Genomic DNA, 15,190 nt, shown 5'->3' with positions numbered 1-15,190 from the left:
CACGATGCGCGCAATTCGACCGCTCGAATTTGACCATTATCAAGGAGTAGCAGAAATGAACTTCAATGATGTCATGCTGGAGCGCAACGCCAGGTTCGCCGAGACCGAGTTCGCGCCTGAACTCAAGATGCTCCCGTCGACGGGGACGGTTGTCGTCGGCTGTGTCGATCCGCGCGTCGATCCCGTGAACGTGCTGGGGTTGAAGCAAGGTGAAGCGGCCGTGATCCGGAACGTCGGCGGGCGCATCAACAAATCGTTGCTCGAAACGCTGGCGGTGTTGAGCGTCGTCGCGGCATCGGCGGGACGCCCGGATGGTGCGCGCAATCTCGTGCTGCTCCAGCACACCGATTGCGGGATCATCGGCTGTCACCGGCATGCGCCCGCATTGCTCGCCCGGCATCTCGATGTCGAGACGGACGCGCTCGATGATCTCGCGATCACCGAGCCCTACAAGGCGGTCGCGCTCGATGTCGCAGCGCTCAAGGCAAATAAGGCGCTGCCCGATGGCATGGTGGTGTCGGGTCTCGTCTACGACGTCAAAACCGGCAAGATCGAAACCGTCGTCCCTCCGGCACCGTTGCGGGCGCCCGCCGCTTGATGGCGGCGCATCGGCCATCGCGCACGGCAGGTGCGGTCAATCCGGTTTCGAAGTCGCGCGATCGTCTGGCAGCAACGCTTGCGCGACGCCTTCCGAAAACCGCATTGACCGGCCGTCGATCAACAGTCGTTCCGCATCCGCTGGATCGTGCGCCATGTCAGGCAATCCATGCGCGACGAGCGCGCGAGCGCAGCCGATCCAGTCGCCGTGTTCAACCCCGGCAGGTTCATTAATCGAAGCCCACGACAACGTGCCCAGCACGTCAGCACCGAAGCCATGTGTCTCTCGCCAACTTGCTCCATTCGCAAGCAGGAACGCGGTCAATTCGGCATCGCCGCGAAGCACGGCATGGTTCAACGCCGTCGCGTCCCAATCCCCGCCGCGCGCAGCAATTGGCCAGTCGAGTTCGACCATGACCTTGATCGCGTCGCCCGATCCCCACGCGGCTGTATCCGGCAATAGACGCAACTGATCCTCCGGCAGCGAGCGAGGAAGATCAGGACGCCGTGCCTGGATGCGACGCGCCTCGCCGGCATCGGCGCGCGCACAGGCCGCCACGAACTCGTCCTCGGCGCTGAGTGCGTCGTTTGCCCCGGCGGCGCGCAACAGGTCCGCGACCTCGCGCAGTCCTGTTTGCATCGCCAGTCGCCAGGCGCTGACGCCACCGGGCGTGCGCGCCTGCGGATCGGCACCGGCGGCGAGGAGGGCGGCGATATGACGGGCCGATCGACGCACGGCGATGGCGCGCAGCAGCGGCGGTCCCCACGTCGTCGTCGGACCTGCTTCAACGGGTTCATTCGGATCGCCGCCGTGTGCCAGCAGCAGTTCCAGTGCAACAGGGTTCGGCATGTCGAGCGCCCGACGCAGCGCATTCGTTCCGCCGACGCGAGCGCCATGCTGCAGCAACACGCGCGTGCAAGCAGGCTCCTCCAGCGAGTGATAGAGCGATTCGCCGTCGTTGGGATTCGCACCTGCGGTGAGGAGCATCTCCGTCAGGACGGCATCGCGGTTGACGCCCGCTGCGCCGTAGAGCGCAGACAGCGGTTCCGACTCGTGGGGCGACGCCAGTGAAGCGGGGGGATACCGGTTGCCGATACGCTGATTGGGATTGGCGCCGGCTTGAAGCAGAAACCGCGCGCAATCACGCAGCCGTTCAGCGAACTGCGGCAACTGTCCGAGGCGCGAATGCGTCACGGCAACGAGCGGCGGAAGATTCAGCGGTCCGTCCGCCCGATTGATCCAGTCTGGATCGGCTGAGACTGCGCGGGCTATCACGTCGAGCTGTCCCGCAGCGCACGCGACCGACACATCCGACGAAGGCAAGCCGGGATGGTCGCGCAACACCTGCGCCGCGACGCGCGGCCTTGCGGCGTCGTATCTGCCGACGACGTCGCCGCAGTAAGCAAGGCCAAGCCAGTGTCGAATCAAATCCTGCTGTTCGCGCTGCACGGCACGGCTTTCGACATACAGGCGAAGCTCTGCCCATGAAGCGAAGCCATACTCGCGCGCGATGCACGACTGCGCATCGTGCAGACGCAATCCGAGTGCGATGACGTCGTCAGGCGTTCGCTGCGCGGCAGCAGGAAGGTTGTCGATGAAGCGCGAAATAGCCGTTGCATCGACATCGCGATAGAGGCGAAGCAGTTCTTTCGCCTGCTTCTTCAGATGGTCGAGATTGGCCCCGGAAGGCAGAGTCTTCATTGCGGATCCTCGTGCATTGGAGGCTGTCGGTCCGCAACACCGCCTGCACAAAGGATGGTGAGATAACGCATTGGCTATCGCAGGTGAGTTCAACTCTTTCCGCGGACCCGGAAGCGGCCTGTACCGCTGACGAGATGCTAGGAGAAGACGGGCGGTGCCGTCAACTCCCACGCAGATGCACGGACCTATTCCTGCGGCGGCAACAGCGCCAGAAGCAGTCGCCTCAACTCCAGACATTCCCGCTGTGTCAGCCTCGCCGTGAGAACGCGCTCGACTTCCTCGACACGGGGACGCAAGCTCGCAAGCTGCTTCTTGCCGTCCGCAGTGAGAAACAGCACGTAACTGCGCTTGTCGACGGGATCGTCGGACCGTTCGATCAGGCCGTTGCGCACCATGCGCGCGACGAGATCGGCGATGGTCGAACGGTCCACGTCGAGTTCATCGCCGAGTTGCCGCTGATTGACGCCGGGTGTTTTATGCAAGATCTCGAGCGCCGCATACTGGACGCTCGTGACCTCGGCGGAGACTTCGCTGAGCCATACCGCTACGTGGCGCTGCTGGGCGCGGCGCACGAGACTGCCCGTAAATTTCGAGAGCGCTTCGGGGTTGTCGTGTCTGGTCGGCAATTTCGCAGTTTCGGAACGGGTTAGCGCATGCGGAATATTGGCCGGAAAAAGGCCTTCAGTTCCGCGTATGCATCGAGTGGAAGAACATGCGCGACGTATTGATCCGGACGGACCACGACGAGCGCGCCCCGTTCGCGATCGATGCCGCGCGCGTCGAAGATATCAGTCGCTGCGTCGCTCGTAAATGTTTTCTCGTAGTCGATGAGGCCGTAGCGTCCCTTGCGCGGCAGCAACAGGGCGGGCAGGTCGTCGAGACGCACTTCGCGATGCGGCTGCTGCAGCACCGCGCGCAGATCGAACACGCTATCCACATCGGCATCCTCTGGCGTGGTGAGCCGCAAGACAGAATCGGGCGATGTAGCGAGATGCTCGCACAGCGCATCGAGCGCAGTTCGCTTCGCATCCGCGAACGCGTACAGGCGCCAGCGGCCGTCAGCGGATGCCGCGTGTCCGAGATGGACGGGCTTCGCATCGGCGAGACGAATGACGGGCGATGAATGAAAACGTGTGCCGATCACGAAGCCTTTGGCAAGAGCCTGATGCGCCGCTTCGCCTGTCAACACACCCGGCCGGTAGTGCGTCGCAACGCCAGCCGTATATCGGCCCGCGCGAACGAAATAGGCTTGCAGTTCAGCCGGATCGACGCCGCCTGCTTCGGGCCGGTTGGGATCTTTCGGCGGAGCGGCCATCATCGCCGACCATTCCTTGTCGAAGTCGATCAACTCCTGCGCGATGGGCTGACGCTCGTCGGAATAGGTACGCAACAGATTGGCGTCGCTGCGTCCCTGCAGCACCGCGCCCAGTTTCCATCCGAGATTGAAGCCGTCCTGCATCGACACGTTCATGCCCTGGCCGGCCTTCGCGCTATGCGTATGACAGGCATCGCCTGCGATGAACACACGCGGGTCGCGAGACGTGCCGTCGGCGGCGAGGGCGTCGTCGAAGCGATCGGTCAGGCGCTGTCCCACTTCATACACGGAGAACCACGCGACTTCCTTTGCATCGAGTGTATAGGGGTGCAGGATGTGCTGAGCCGTCTCGATGATGTGATCGACCGTGGTCTGTTTGAGGCTGTCGCGATTCTCGGGCGTGACCTCGCCTAGATCGACGTAGAAGCGCACCAGGTATCCGCCTTCGCGCGGAATGATGAGCAAGTTGCCCTTGCTCGCGGACTGAATGGCGACTTTCAGGCGGATGTCCGGAAAGTCCGTGACGGCGAGCGCGTCCATCACGCCCCACGCATGATTGGCGGCATCGCCGCGCAGGGTTTGTCCGATGGCCGTACGCACGCGGCTGCGGGAGCCGTCGCAACCGACGACATAGCGCGCACGCACAGTGATTTCCTCATCCAGCCTTGCTTCATCCATACGGCGCAACTTCACGCGCACGGGGTATTCGCCGGTATCGTCGCGTTGCACGTCGACCACTTCCAGATCGTAGTCCGGTTCGAGCCGTTGCGCGGAGCGACGCATCACATCGAGCAGATAGTCCTGCACGCGAGCCTGATTGACGATCACATGCGGAAACTCCGACATGCCTGTTTCGGTATCCTGAACACGACCGGTACGCTTGATGGCGCCACGGTCCTGTGCATCGGGGCGCCAGAACGCGGTTTCGTTGACCCAATATGCTTCACGCTGCAAGCGGTCGCTGAGGCCGAACGCATTGAACATCTCGACAGTCCGGCACGCGACTCCGTCTGCCTGTCCCATCTGCAACGGTCCTGAGCGCCGCTCGACGATGCGTGTGCAGACGGTCGGGAATTGCGACAGTTGTGCTGCCAGCACGAGTCCCGCAGGACCGCTTCCGACGATCAACACGTCGACCGTGTCGGGCATCTCGACGCGAGGCGCATTGTCGGCAGCCGGCTCGATGGTCGGATCGCCGACGCGGAAACCGTTGAGATGAAATTGCATGGTGTCTTCCTCCAGGGTGTGCGTGTCATCGTGATACTGAATATACTCCGTACACCAACCATTTCAAAGCACTTCATGTCGTGGTGGATGTTTACCCTGGCCTGAGGATTTCGAGCGCCTGGCTCTGTCCGCATCCGAAAAAGCAGCCTATATCCAGCACACGGACGCCGCAGCGCAGCCCCCGACGCCATATCCGGTAAAACCCTAAGTCCTATTCCGCGCGACCGCCGACTCTGCTATAAATTGCGCTCCGTAGCTGATGACGTTTTAGCACGGCGATTTCTTGCAAGATTGGCAAGGTTCAGCGGGACCGTTTGAAAGGAATGGCATGGCGCGCGTAGTTGTGGTGGGCAGCATCAACATGGATATGGTGGTCGTCACCAATACGTTTCCCCGTCTGGGCGAGACATTGTTCGGCACGTGTTTTTCTACGAGCCCTGGCGGCAAAGGCGCGAATCAAGCCGTCGCGGCGGCTCGACTTGGCGCACAGGTGACGATGGTTGGCCGGGTAGGCGCCGACGCCTTCGGTGAGGACATGAAGGCGACGCTCGTGCGTGAAGGCGTGGACGTGCGTTACGTCACCACCGCGAGCAAGGCAACGGGTATCGCATCGATCACGCTGACGGGCGGCGATAACGCGATCGTCGTCGTGCCGGGCGCCAACTCTGAGCTGTCGCCCGAAGATATCGACCGTGCCGCCGATGCATTCGAGCAGGCCGATGTCGTGCTGGCCCAACTCGAGGTGCCGTACGCGACCGTTCTGCATGCGGCGCGCCGCGCCCGCGCACTCAACAAGCCGTTCTTTCTGAATCCGGCTCCCGCCGTCGCGCTGAGCGACGAACTGCTGGATCTCGTCACGCTGCTGACGCCCAACCAGCATGAACTCGCGACCGCTTTGCAAACGAGTGAAGAGCAGTGGGCCGACGAACTCGCGCGGCGCCCCGGCCAGATCGCGATGACGCGTGGCGAGGATGGCGTGTGCTACGCAGACACGGACGGCAAGCTCGTGCACCAATCCGGCTTCGCGGTCGATGCGGTCGATACGACGGGCGCCGGCGACACGTTCAACGGCGCACTCGCGGCCTTCTGGAGCCTCGGGATCGACGAGGCAGTACGCCGCGCCAATGCTGCGGCAGCACTGTCTGTCACGCGCGCAGGCGCGCAAGGCGGCATGCCGACGCTCGCCGAACTGGACACATTTCTCGAAGCTCGATCATGAAAAAGCTCGGACATCTGAATCGCGACATCGCGCGCGTGCTGGCATCGATGGGCCACACCGACAGCCTCGTGATTGCCGACTGCGGCCTGCCGATTCCCGAAGGCGTCGAGTGCATCGACGTATCGCTGGCGCTCAACGTGCCGGGCTTTTTCGACGTGCTCGACAGTGTGCTCGCCGACTTCAAGGTCGAACGCGCGGTGTTTGCGAGCGAAAGCGCCGAACACAACGCCGCTGTCGTGGAACGCATTGCACAGATGGCGTCCAGCAAGATCGAAGTCGAACAGGTGCCGCATGAGGCGTTCAAGCAGCGCTCCCGCGTGGCGAAAGCCATCATCCGCACGGGCGAGTGCAGTCCTTACGCGAATGTGATTTTGCATTCCGGCGTCATCTTCTAAGAGGCACACCATGGAAGTGTTGATGCAGGGCATCGGCAAGGCCTTCGGACCGGTACGCGTGCTCGAGGGCGTCGATTTTCACATCAGTGCGGGCGAGATCCACGCGCTGATGGGTGAAAACGGCGCCGGCAAATCGACGCTAATGAAGATTCTGTGCGGGGTCCATCAGGCTGACGCAGGCAAGATCCTGATAGATGGCCGCGCCGCGCAGATTCGCAACACGGTCGAGGCCGAACACGCCGGCATCGCGATCATCCACCAGGAACTGAACCTCATCCCGCAACTGACGGTGATGGAGAACCTCTTCCTGGGCCGCGAACCGAGCCGGTTCGGGATCGTCGACAACGCGAAGATGCGTCGCGAGGCACGCAAGTGGCTCGACATGGTTGGCGCGCGCGACATCGACCCTCAGACGGAAGCGGGGCAACTGTCCATCGGCCGCCAGCAACTGGTCGAAATCGCAAAGGCGCTTTCACTGGACGCGCGCGTCGTCGTGATGGACGAGCCGACGGCCGCGCTCACCAATCGCGAGATCGACACACTGTTCGAGATCATGCTGTCGCTGAAGGCTCGCGGCGTTGCAATCGTCTATGTCTCGCACCGGATGGAAGAGATCTTCCGGATCTGCGACAAGATCAGCGTCTTGCGCGATGGTCACTTCGTCGGCGAACGCGCGATCCGGGACACGAGTTTCGACGAGATCGTCAGGCTGATGGTGGGGCGCGAACTCGGCGAGCGTTTCCCGAAGCGGCAGCACAAGCCCGGCGCGGTCCGCTTGCAGGTCAAAGGTCTCGCGGATCATGGCAACATCTCCAACGTTTCGTTCGACGTACGTGCGGGCGAAGTGCTCGGCATCGCCGGATTGATGGGGGCGGGGCGCAGCGAAATTCTCAGAACGCTGTTTGGCGCCAATCGGAAGACAGCGGGAACTGTCACGCTGGATGGCAAGCCGCTCGAAGTGCGCGATGCGTCCAGCGCCATCGCGGCGGGCATCGGCTTCGTCACGGAAGACCGCAAGGGCCAGGGGCTCGTGCTGGGTATGTCCGTGCGCGAGAACGCGACGCTCGTCCATCTCGATAGCTATGCAAGGCTTGGCTTCGTCGACAGCAAGGCCGAGCGCCAGGCGGCGGATGGTTTGATCGAGCAGTTGCGGGTGCGCACGCGGGATGCGGAGCTGGACGTGAAGTCGCTGTCGGGCGGCAATCAGCAGAAGGTGGTCTTCGCCAAGTGGCTTGCGCGACCGCCCAAGGTGCTGCTGCTGGACGAACCGACGCGCGGCGTCGACGTGGGCGGCAAGGCCGAAATCTACACGATCGTCAATCAACTGGCGGAGCGCGGCGTCGCAATCGTCATGGTGTCGTCGGAGCTTCCCGAGGTCCTTGCGATGAGCGACCGGATCCTCGTCATGCATCAGGGTCGCCAGAGCGGCCTGTTCGATGCAGAGGGCGCAACGCAGGAACGCATCATGACGGCAGCGGCGGGCGGCAATGCGACGCCTGTTTCGGTTGCTGCATAGACACCCCACAACCTGATTCATGACGGCAGCGCGATTGGCAGCGCGCCGTGCATCCCAATTGAACGGTCCTGTCGCAAGCGAAGGGACACAACGCGAGACACATCATGGCGCAACTGAGTATCACACCGACCAACCGCGCGACGCTCCAGAAGCTTGGGCCGTTTATTGCCCTGCTTGTCATTGCGGTGGGACTCTCTATCGTCAGTCACAATTTTCTGACCGTCGACAATCTGCTGAACGTGATGCGTCAGGCGTCGATCAATGCGCTGATTGCGTTCGGTATGACGCTGGTGATTCTGCTGGGCGGGATTGATCTCTCTGCGGGCTCAGTGCTGGCTCTGTCGTCCGTCATCATCGCGAGCCTTCTGACGTCGGGTATGCCGGCAGGTCTTGCGACGCTCGCCGGACTCGTTGCAGGCGGCCTGATGGGCCTCGTAAACGGGCTCGTGATCAGCAAAGGCAAGGTCGCGCCGTTTATCGCGACGCTTGGGTCGATGACGGTATTGCGGGGACTGGCATTGGTCCTGTCGAACGGCAGTCCGCTGAGCAGCTTCAACAGTGACTTCTTTTCGCTGCTCGGCGGCGGCTACGTTGCCCGCCTCGTGCCGATTCCCGTCGTGCTCATGCTGGTCATGTTCGCGATCTTCTGGGTGCTGCTGCGCAAGACCGTGTTCGGCCGCCACATCTATGCGACGGGCGGCAACGCTGAATCGGCAAAGCTCTCGGGCGTGAAGGTCGATCGTATTCAGCTCTATGTGTACACGATCTCGGGCGTCATGGCCGCGCTCGCGGGCGTCGTGCTGACTTCCCGTCTGAACTCCGCGCAGCCGACGGCGGGCACAGGCTATGAACTCGACGCCATCGCTGCCGTCGTGCTCGGGGGAACGAGTCTGACGGGCGGACGCGGCTGGATTTTCGGCACGCTCGTTGGCGCATTGCTAATCGGCGTTCTGAACAACGGCCTGAATCTGCTCGACGTGTCGTCTTTCTATCAGCAGGTCATCAAGGGCGGCGTGATCCTGCTCGCCGTGCTGATCGATCGCGGCAACAAGAAGGCGTGACGCAGGTTGACGAGGGAAGGGCGTAGCCCCTTTCCACAGAGCTTTATCTGCTTTATCTATTACCGACTGCTGGACAGCAAAACCCAGTTTCACCACACAAGGAAGAAGAGGAAGACAATGCAGAAACCCGTTTCGCCGCGATTCTCGAAGCTTTTCGCCGCGCTGTGCGCAAGCACGCTGATGGCTGGTCTGGTTGCGTGCTCGAAGGAGGGTCCGGCTACGTCGGCGGACGCCGGAGCCAATGCGGCATCGGCGCCCGCTGCAAACGGCGCGATCACGGTCGGGCTGTCGATTTCGACGTTGAACAATCCGTTTTTCGTCTCGCTGCGTAAAGGCGCGGAAGACGAAGCTGCAAAAGACGGCGTGACGCTGATCACCGTCGATGCGCAGAACGATCCCGCGAAGCAGCAGGCGAGCGTTGAAGATCTGATCGAAAAGAAAGTCAGCGTCATCCTGATCAACCCGACCGATTCGTCGGCCGTGGCGAACGTCGTCAAGGAAGCGACCAGCAAGGGCATCAAGGTCATCTCGCTCGACCGTAGCGTGAACGGCGCGGATGTCAGCTCGCACATCGCGTCGGACAATAAGGCCGGCGGCAAGATGGCGGCCGAGTTCCTCGCGGACAAGCTGGGCGGCAAGGGCAATATCGTCGAGCTTCAAGGCATTCCTGGCTCGTCGGCGGCGAATGAGCGTGGTGCTGGCTTCGACGACGAAGTGACGGCGAAGGGCGGCGTGAAGATTGCGACGAAACAGCCTGCCGACTTCGACCGTGCGAAGGGTCTTTCGGTGATGGAGAACATCATCCAGAGCAACAAGGACATCCAGGGCGTGTTCGCACAGAACGACGAGATGGCGTTGGGCGCAGTGAAGGCGCTGCAGGCGGCGGGTCTGAAGAACGTTGCGGTGGTTGGCTTCGACGCGACCAGCGACGCCATCACGGCAGTCAAGGGCGGCCAGATGTCGGCGACCGTGCAGCAGCAGCCGGAGCTGATTGGCCAATACGGTGTGCAGACGGCGAAAAAGCTGGTCGATGGCCAGTCGGTCGACAAGTTCATCCCGGTGCCGCTGAACCTCTATAAGCAGTAAGTTCTCATCTGTCCCTTCCCGTAGTACCATCAGGCGCCAGGACTCACGTCGCTGCGCGCCTGCCTCTGCCTCCGATCGAGATTGGGCGGCGAATCCCCGACGAAGTTATATCGTACGCACGCACCGCTTACCGAAGCGGTGCGCTCGCGCTTGATTCATTGACCTGCAGGAAGCCCGCGTGACTCAGTTCGAGCGTCTGACCATCGACGACATTGCCCGCCTCGCGAAGGTTTCCCGTACTACCGCCAGCATGGTGCTCAACGGCTATGCCGAGCGCTACCGGATATCCGCGGCGACCGTCGAGCGGGTGTTGCAGGTCGCAAAGGACCATCACTTCACGCCTTCGCAGTCGGCGCGGGCGTTGCGCACCCGTCGCAGCAATACGATCGGTCTGGTGATTCCCGACTTGACCAACTCTGCGCACGCGGCGCTGGCACAGGCTATGGAATGGCAGTGTCGCGAACGCTATCAATATCAGCTCGTTCTTGTCACAAGCGATGAAAACCCGGTACGCGAGACGGAGGGTATTGCGCACCTCGTGTCCCATCAGGTCGATGGCCTGATCGTGGTGCCGTGCACGGGGGATGCGAAGCGCTACGAGAAATGGATGAAGCGTTTGCCTCTCGTGTTTGCCGATCGTCGCGTCGAGTCGAGCAGCATTCCGTACGTCGTCACCGATGCGGTGGAAACGGTAGCGACGCTGGTAGGCGAGAGCATTGCGCGAGGCGCGCGTGAGGTGGTCTATCTGGGCGGTCAACCAGAGTTGTCCGCAAGCCGCGACCGTCTGGCTGGATACCGGCAAGCGCTTCGTCAGCATGGTCTCGAGGAACAACCGGACTGGGTGTTCGAGCGAGACTACCAGCGTGAATCGGGTTACGAGTTGATGAAGTCATGGTTCGCTGAACACCAGCGATATCCGCAAGCGCTGTTCGCAGGCTCGATTACGTTGCTCGAAGGCGTTCTGCAGTTTATGAACGATGCGCATCAACTGGCGCAGGCGCCAGGCCAACTGATGACGTTCGATGACCACAAGCTGCTCGACTGTCTGCCTTTCAAGATCGACGCGATTATCCAGGACAGCGCGCAACTGGCTGAGCACAGTCTGCGTTGCGTGTTTTCTCTGCTTGAGGGTGACAGCGCGCCGGACTCGCGGCTGGTGCCGGCGCGGATTCGATATCGTAGGTCGGGTGGCTGAGTTGTTGCTGCGCGTGGGCTTGTTAGTGCGTCGGCAGTGCTGTCAGGCCCTATTTTTCAAAATTCGATTTTACGTTGATAATTTATCTTATGTAAAATCACAAACGCAACCTGAAGATGGCCAATTCCCCCCCTTCAGTTCACGCGTCCTTCAGCCGCCATTGAGACCCGACGCGCACTGCACGAACCGTCGAAGCATTTCTGCAGCCAGTCGTTCGCCCAGTCGGTGGCATATCGGATCGCATCCTGGCGAAGATCGAAACCCGCCAGATCACCACTCACATGGATGAACGATTCGCCGTCCGGCAGCGGACCACTGATCATCGCGTGAGCCATGTATTCGCCATCGGCGCGACGCGGCGTAGGGTCTATTCGGAACACTGCAGGATCGAAATGCATGCGACGCTCCCATCGCGCGTTGCGCGAGAATAAAGTTCGCTTTCAGTGAAGTTGTACTGTGCGTGTCGTGGATGCGCCGAACAAACAACCCTACTCATCGATCGTCAATCGAAGCGCACCACGATCACTATCGCAGGCGATCACTTCCGGGACGCGCGATGAAACCACCAAATACCGCGGACCATCGGATTCTCACACTTCGGCATCCCAGATGGTTCGACCCGACGGACACGCATCAATGAGATGTTCGGCATAAGCCGTCGACGCCCTTCTCGCATCGCCGATGTTTTCAAAACCGCGTTCAACCTTGAGTTGAAAAACGCGGCTGCGCCCTTCCACTTCCTTCTGCCCGGGTTCGTTGATCCGGACAGCGGCATCGAAGCCCTGATCGTAGCTGTGACCCGTTCCCGCCATCGTGCGTTGACGCGGATAAACGAGCAGACGAACTTCAAGTCCCCTGTATAGATATGCAGCGGCTTCCATGAGACACCTCTGTTGCCGCGATATGCGGCGAAGATTATGCAGGTGGGACGAGCGCGGACGAAACGGCCGCATCACGATCGGCGCACACGCGGCTGTCGGGCGACAGCGTTGCGGTGCATTCAGGCGGGCGATATAACCGAAACGAGAACCGAATGAGCGCGAGGTGCGAGGACTCAGTCCATCGTACGCGCATTAGTGCATTTGTACAGTGAAACTTTGCTTTCCGAACCGCTTGAAACGGGCGTTTCCGGTAGCGGCCGATGCCCGCCGGAATGCGCAGCGCAAGGACCATGCATGGAGTACCATGGCGCGGCAACTCATCAATCCGTCAGCTCATCGGACGCCACCCACGCTGGTCATTCACTCGTCAGGCTCAGATGAACAATTTCACCGGCAAGGCGCTGGCGGGCTTCCTGAACGAACGGGAATTACTCGATAACTGGTTGGACCAGCATCTTGCAGTTTCGTTGAGGCGAGGCCTCACGACAGAAGCGGAGATGCGCAGTCAGTTCGTGAGGTTCATGGAAGTATTTCTCGACACGCTAAGGTCGAGCGACACGCTTGACGCAAACCGTCCCGAGTGGGAATCCGTGCGTGTCCGACTGGGTGAGATATCGGAGCAGCGCACCAGGCAGGGCTTCACGCCCGTCGAAACCGCGGCGTTTGTGTTTTCGCTGAAGCAGCCGCTCTACACGCAGTTTCGTGTGGCGTTCGGCGATGACATGACCGCCCTCGCGGACGCCAACTGGTCCATCAATCTGCTGCTGGACGCGCTGGGCCTCTACACGACAGAAGTCTTCCAGCGCAGCCGTGAAGCAACCATTGCCCGACAACGGGAAGAACTGCTCGAACTGTCGACACCCGTCGTAGAACTGTGGGAAGGTATCCTCGCGCTGCCGCTCGTCGGCACGCTCGATTCGGCGCGCACCCAGGTCGTGATGGAAAGCCTGTTGCAGAGAATCGTCGAAACAGGCGCCGCCGTCGCCATCATCGACATCACGGGTGTGCCGACCGTGGACACCCTCGTTGCGCAACACCTGATGAAAACGGTGGCGGCCGCGCGGTTGATGGGAACGGACTGCATCATCAGCGGCATTCGCCCGCAGATTGCGCTGACAGTCGTGCATCTGGGCGTCGATCTGTCCGGCATCACGACCCGCGCGTCGCTTTCCGATGCGTTCGTCGTCGCGCTGCGCATCGCACAGGCGAGCAGCCCGGGCATCAGGGCGCGCAGCTCTTAACGGCGGCGTGTCGCGCGACGACATCACGAACCCGCTTCTCGCTGCAGCAACCTGCGCGCGATCGCCTCCATCAAAACCTGTACAGGACTTTTTACCGATTCACATCCACTCGCGCAGAATGCAGATAATTTCTTTTCCACGTGGTAATTTGGCGGGGGGAATTTGTCACAGACGTTCTGGTCCGCGAGACGGTAGATGGAAAAATTGCCGAGCAGTGAAATCCTACTGACGTCCATGGGAAGCTCCGCGTCGCGAGCTGCGCGTCAGCATGAACTCGTCGTTCGTTTCGGTCAGGCCGCCCTCGCCGCACATAATCTCGCTTCCGTGCTGAACGAAGCGTGTCGCACAGTGGCCGACGGCCTGGGTTCCCACTTCGTCAAGGTGCTCCGCTACGTCCCAGAGCACGATCATCTTCTGCTCGTAGCGGGCGTGGGCTGGTCACCCGCTGAAATCGGCTTTGCGAGACTGTCGGCGGACAATGGCAGCCCTGCTGGCTATGCGATCGCCAACGGCAAGGCCGTGCTGTCGAATCACCTCGCGTCGGAATTACGGTTTCGTACACCGATACTGCTCGAGCGCTACGGCATCAAGCGGGCGATCAACGTGCCGATCCGCGGCGTGCCCTCTCCGTTCGGCGTGCTGGAAGCCGACAGTCCCGACGAAGAAGCTTTCATCGCAAGCGACATCGCCTTCGTCGAAGGGGTTGCGAACATCGTCGCCATGTCGGCTGAGCGGCTGGCCGCCAAAGCCGGGGAACGACGCTCCGAAGAACTGTCCACCGACATCCTGTATGCAAGCCCGGACCCCGTCACAGTGATGACAGAAGACGGCGTCGTGCAGTCGATGAATGCTCGCGCGATGTCGCACGTCGGCGTTACCGACGTTGCCGCCGTGCAGGGCGTGAAATGGGCGACGCTATGGCCGGCACAATTCCAATCCGCCGTTGAAGCGGCCCTCCTGCATGCCCGGACAGACTCGCCCGCCCGCTTCGAGGCGCCCATCGTCGCCGCTGACGGAGCGCAAACATGGTGGGATGTCTCCGTGTCGAAGGTCGAGCCGCAGCATGGCGTGCCGGGACGTCTCGTTGCTGTCTCGCGTGACGTCACCGAGCGCCATGAGCAGGAAGCCAGGCTGGCGGCACTGATCAGCGATCAGGAGCAGCAGCTCGGCGCCAACGAGGCAATGATGAAAGAAGTCCATCATCGCGTGCGCAACAGCCTTCAACTCGTCCAGACCTTGCTCGGCCTGCAAGGCAATCTGGCTCCCGAGCCGGCCGTCAAGGCACAGCTCAAGGCGGCAGCCGTTCGCGTCATGACGGTTGGTTCGGTCCATCAACGCCTGTATCAGGACAACGGTTCTGCAGCGACCGATGCCGCGCGCTATCTGCAGGGGCTGATTACCGATCTGCAGGCAGTGATCGGTGAGCGGCCGATCGAACTGGTCGCCGATCCCATCATCGTGCCCGCCGTGCGCCTGAGCCCGCTTGGTCTGATTACGGCGGAACTCGTCACGAACTCGGTGAAATACGGGCGCGGAAAGATCTCTGTATCGCTACGTGCCGACGCCCCAGACTCGGCACTATTGAGCGTCGTTGACGAAGGGCACGGACTGCCCGATACCTTCCCGTCGCCCGAGGGAACGGGGCTGGGTTTGCGGCTCGTGCAAACCTATTCGGGTTTCGGCCGCGACGCGCTGAGCGTGGACCGGTCGGTGCCATACAGCAAGATCGACGTGCGGTTCCGTTTGTGACAGACT

Annotated in this window: 14 protein-coding genes; 9 read left to right on the top strand and 5 right to left on the bottom strand. The window is 61.7% G+C overall.

Annotated elements, in window-relative coordinates; all coding sequences use genetic code 11:
- Window positions 1-55 precede the first annotated feature (55 nt).
- A complete protein-coding gene (locus C2L64_RS25970; RefSeq protein ID WP_009769766.1) occupies window positions 56-598 on the top strand; it encodes a carbonic anhydrase in 543 nt (180 codons plus the stop codon).
- Window positions 599-634: 36 nt separating this feature from the next.
- Here C2L64_RS25970 and C2L64_RS25965 read toward each other — a convergent pair whose 3' ends face one another.
- The 3 genes from C2L64_RS25965 to C2L64_RS25955 form a co-directional block, all read right to left on the bottom strand.
- Complete coding sequence (locus tag C2L64_RS25965) at window positions 635-2,299, bottom strand: ankyrin repeat domain-containing protein (protein WP_009769767.1); 1,665 nt, start codon at window positions 2,297-2,299, stop codon at window positions 635-637.
- Window positions 2,300-2,484: 185 nt separating this feature from the next.
- Window positions 2,485-2,925, bottom strand: coding sequence for a MarR family winged helix-turn-helix transcriptional regulator (locus C2L64_RS25960; protein ID WP_009769768.1), 441 nt, complete (start codon window positions 2,923-2,925; stop codon window positions 2,485-2,487).
- A gap of 20 nt (window positions 2,926-2,945) precedes the next feature.
- Window positions 2,946-4,841: an FAD-binding monooxygenase gene (locus C2L64_RS25955; RefSeq protein WP_009769769.1), complete on the bottom strand. Its 1,896-nt coding sequence runs from the start codon at window positions 4,839-4,841 to the stop codon at window positions 2,946-2,948.
- A gap of 328 nt (window positions 4,842-5,169) precedes the next feature.
- Between C2L64_RS25955 and rbsK the strand changes: the two genes are divergently transcribed.
- From rbsK to C2L64_RS25925, 6 genes are all read left to right on the top strand, one after another.
- Window positions 5,170-6,060 carry a ribokinase gene (rbsK, locus tag C2L64_RS25950; RefSeq protein WP_009769770.1) on the top strand — a complete coding sequence of 297 codons (891 nt, stop codon included), beginning with the start codon at window positions 5,170-5,172 and terminating at the stop codon, window positions 6,058-6,060.
- A complete protein-coding gene (rbsD, locus tag C2L64_RS25945) occupies window positions 6,057-6,455 on the top strand; it encodes a D-ribose pyranase (RefSeq protein WP_007746912.1) in 399 nt (132 codons plus the stop codon). Before rbsK ends, rbsD begins: the two co-directional genes overlap by 4 nt.
- A 10-nt stretch (window positions 6,456-6,465) precedes the next feature.
- The gene (locus C2L64_RS25940) at window positions 6,466-7,971 is read left to right on the top strand and encodes a sugar ABC transporter ATP-binding protein (protein ID WP_009769771.1); all 1,506 of its coding nucleotides are present in this window, start codon (window positions 6,466-6,468) and stop codon (window positions 7,969-7,971) included.
- Between the two features lie 104 nt (window positions 7,972-8,075).
- A complete protein-coding gene (locus tag C2L64_RS25935) occupies window positions 8,076-9,032 on the top strand; it encodes an ABC transporter permease (protein WP_009769772.1) in 957 nt (318 codons plus the stop codon).
- Between the two features lie 117 nt (window positions 9,033-9,149).
- Complete coding sequence (gene rbsB, locus C2L64_RS25930; protein WP_009769773.1) at window positions 9,150-10,118, top strand: ribose ABC transporter substrate-binding protein RbsB; 969 nt, start codon at window positions 9,150-9,152, stop codon at window positions 10,116-10,118.
- A 178-nt stretch (window positions 10,119-10,296) separates the two neighbouring features.
- A complete protein-coding gene (locus C2L64_RS25925; protein WP_009769774.1) occupies window positions 10,297-11,313 on the top strand; it encodes a substrate-binding domain-containing protein in 1,017 nt (338 codons plus the stop codon).
- A gap of 134 nt (window positions 11,314-11,447) precedes the next feature.
- On the opposite strand, the gene C2L64_RS25920 is transcribed toward C2L64_RS25925, so the two are convergent.
- Both C2L64_RS25920 and C2L64_RS25915 read right to left on the bottom strand, forming a co-directional pair.
- The gene (locus C2L64_RS25920; protein ID WP_009769775.1) at window positions 11,448-11,711 is read right to left on the bottom strand and encodes a hypothetical protein; all 264 of its coding nucleotides are present in this window, start codon (window positions 11,709-11,711) and stop codon (window positions 11,448-11,450) included.
- A 192-nt stretch (window positions 11,712-11,903) separates the two neighbouring features.
- Complete coding sequence (locus C2L64_RS25915; protein WP_007746898.1) at window positions 11,904-12,194, bottom strand: hypothetical protein; 291 nt, start codon at window positions 12,192-12,194, stop codon at window positions 11,904-11,906.
- Between the two features lie 377 nt (window positions 12,195-12,571).
- On the opposite strand from C2L64_RS25915, the gene C2L64_RS25910 reads away from it, so the two are divergent.
- Both C2L64_RS25910 and C2L64_RS25905 read left to right on the top strand, forming a co-directional pair.
- On the top strand, window positions 12,572-13,435 hold the full coding sequence (locus C2L64_RS25910) for an STAS domain-containing protein (protein WP_009769776.1): 864 nt from the start codon (window positions 12,572-12,574) through the stop codon (window positions 13,433-13,435).
- Between the two features lie 195 nt (window positions 13,436-13,630).
- Entirely contained in the window at window positions 13,631-15,184 is a 1,554-nt protein-coding gene (locus C2L64_RS25905; RefSeq protein WP_009769777.1) for a sensor histidine kinase, read from the top strand.
- Window positions 15,185-15,190: the final 6 nt, after the last annotated feature.

The sequence above is a fragment of the Paraburkholderia hospita genome (genome assembly GCF_002902965.1).
In the GTDB taxonomy this organism is placed as follows: Bacteria; Pseudomonadota; Gammaproteobacteria; order Burkholderiales; family Burkholderiaceae; genus Paraburkholderia; species Paraburkholderia hospita.
The sequence above is the reverse complement of the archived record's forward strand: the minus strand, read 5'-3'. Positions and strand labels throughout refer to the sequence as shown.

Excerpts from the sequence above, each read along its gene's own strand:
- C2L64_RS25970 (WP_009769766.1), top strand. The coding sequence starts at position 56 with ATGAACTTCAATGATGTCATGCTGGAGCGCAACGCCAGGTTCGCCGAG.
- C2L64_RS25965 (WP_009769767.1), bottom strand. The coding sequence starts at position 2,299 with ATGAAGACTCTGCCTTCCGGGGCCAATCTCGACCATCTGAAGAAGCAG.
- C2L64_RS25955 (WP_009769769.1), bottom strand. The coding sequence starts at position 4,841 with ATGCAATTTCATCTCAACGGTTTCCGCGTCGGCGATCCGACCATCGAG.
- rbsK (WP_009769770.1), top strand. The coding sequence starts at position 5,170 with ATGGCGCGCGTAGTTGTGGTGGGCAGCATCAACATGGATATGGTGGTC.
- rbsD (WP_007746912.1), top strand. The coding sequence starts at position 6,057 with ATGAAAAAGCTCGGACATCTGAATCGCGACATCGCGCGCGTGCTGGCA.
- C2L64_RS25940 (WP_009769771.1), top strand. The coding sequence starts at position 6,466 with ATGGAAGTGTTGATGCAGGGCATCGGCAAGGCCTTCGGACCGGTACGC.
- C2L64_RS25935 (WP_009769772.1), top strand. The coding sequence starts at position 8,076 with ATGGCGCAACTGAGTATCACACCGACCAACCGCGCGACGCTCCAGAAG.
- rbsB (WP_009769773.1), top strand. The coding sequence starts at position 9,150 with ATGCAGAAACCCGTTTCGCCGCGATTCTCGAAGCTTTTCGCCGCGCTG.
- C2L64_RS25920 (WP_009769775.1), bottom strand. The coding sequence starts at position 11,711 with ATGCATTTCGATCCTGCAGTGTTCCGAATAGACCCTACGCCGCGTCGC.
- C2L64_RS25915 (WP_007746898.1), bottom strand. The coding sequence starts at position 12,194 with ATGGAAGCCGCTGCATATCTATACAGGGGACTTGAAGTTCGTCTGCTC.
- C2L64_RS25910 (WP_009769776.1), top strand. The coding sequence starts at position 12,572 with ATGAACAATTTCACCGGCAAGGCGCTGGCGGGCTTCCTGAACGAACGG.
- C2L64_RS25905 (WP_009769777.1), top strand. The coding sequence starts at position 13,631 with ATGGAAAAATTGCCGAGCAGTGAAATCCTACTGACGTCCATGGGAAGC.